The organism is Chlorobium sp. N1 (genome assembly GCF_004332115.1).
In the GTDB taxonomy this organism is placed as follows: domain Bacteria; phylum Bacteroidota; class Chlorobiia; order Chlorobiales; family Chlorobiaceae; genus Chlorobium.
In genome coordinates, this window is sequence record NZ_SJPA01000032.1 from 1 (window position 1) to 1,629 (window position 1,629).

Sequence of the window (1,629 nt, forward strand, 5' to 3'; positions counted from 1 at the left end):
TAGGGGTTGCTGAAGAATTCAAGCCATCGCCGAGCGGCACTCAATCACCGTTCGGGAAGGTGACCACACGAACGAATTTCTGATTACGTCAAGCTCCAAAAGGAGCCATTCGAACAGGCGCAAAAAAGGAGCGGCGAGCAGCCGATCCAGGTTCATCACGAGGAACGTGATCGATACCACGCTCAGGCTGCTCTCAGCAAGCCTTGCCATCACCCTGGCAAGTCCGTACCGGCGCTTCGCCTTACCGAACATGCCTTCAACTGCGTTCCGGACTCCTTCGTCTTCCCTGATCTGCCGCCGGCGGGCCCGGTTCTTCTCAACATCCTTCGGGGGCCGCCCGAGCGGCACGCCGCTCAGCCTGATATCTCGCTCTTTGCACCACATCCGGTTGGCCAGCGTCCGGTAGATCTTGTCGGCATGGACCGATTCGGGATAGTAGCCGTATCGCTCGCGGTACCGCTCGATATCCCGCACCAGATCGCAACCTTCGTTGTAGGCGTTCCAGCTCATCCTCTCCGGCAGGCTGATGCCGTCGACAACACTGATCGAGAGCTTCATGCCGAACTCTGTCTTGGCTGCGGCCTTGCCCCGTACGATCGGCCTGATATGCGGCTGGCTGATGCTGACGATCCGGTCGCTGACGCTCTTCTTCTCGGTCTTGTACATTTCCAGCTGCTGCCGATACAGTTCGTCGATCACCAGCAGGTCGCGATACAGGCGCTTCGAGAGGACCGTCAGCGAAACCGAGGCGGACAGGCTACCGATGTATTGCAGGTTCCTCCTGAGATAACTCAGCTGCTTGCGTAGGCCTTTGCGAAGGGCCTTCCTCGAGAGGCTCTTCTTCATGCCGACAGCAAGGAAGTCCTTCCTTGCTGTCCGGCGGGACATCCTGGGCTTTGCGACGCCTTCCGGGTGCATCTCGCACAGCTTATCGATGATGCGTTCGGTCTTCTCGCGGGCGTCGTTCAAAAGGCTGATATCCGTCGGATAGGCGATGTCTGCCGGAGCACAGGTGGCATCGACGATGAGTTTGCCCTTGTTGGCAGGGGGACCGTCATTTCCGTCGTCATCCTGATCCTTGGCCTCCGCCCTCTTTCGCTCTTCAGCCAGGTGTCGCTGCAGGAGTTCCTCCTGCAGCGCACCGAGATCGGTATGCTTCAGGCGTTTGCGGAAGTGCGTCAGCATCGAGGCATCGAAGGGCGCTGCATGCTGGTACGTTTCAAGACCGATGAAGAACTGGAGATACGGGTTCTCCTTGATCTGTTCGACCGTCTCGATATCCGAAAGGCCGAGCTTCTCCTTGATGATGAGTGACCCCAGCGCCATGCGGACCGTCAGTGCCGGAGCGCCTCGTTTCGACATGAAGTTTTTGGCATACATCGTCTCGGCGACATGCCAGGGAATTACGTCAGCGAGCCTCACCCACCGGTTTTCCGGATCGAGTTTACCGCCGAACGGCAGATGGAAATTTTCGAACGTGAGCTGATGAAACTTCGGCTGGTACATGAATCGGCGGTATCGAGGTGCAAGGTTTTTGGGGCTTTTTAAGGCTTTTCCTTGCACTCAAGATACGGAAAATACCGCTTAATTCATTGCTATAGAATGATTTGGCCATTATTCAGCAAGCCC

The 1,629-nt window shown here is 57.0% G+C and carries 1 protein-coding gene; it reads right to left on the reverse strand.

Annotated elements, in window-relative coordinates; genetic code table 11:
• Window positions 1-18: 18 nt before the first annotated feature.
• Window positions 19-1,506, reverse strand: a complete 1,488-nt coding sequence (locus E0L29_RS11420) for an IS5 family transposase (RefSeq protein WP_131359208.1) — start codon at window positions 1,504-1,506, stop codon at window positions 19-21.
• Window positions 1,507-1,629 lie beyond the last annotated feature (123 nt).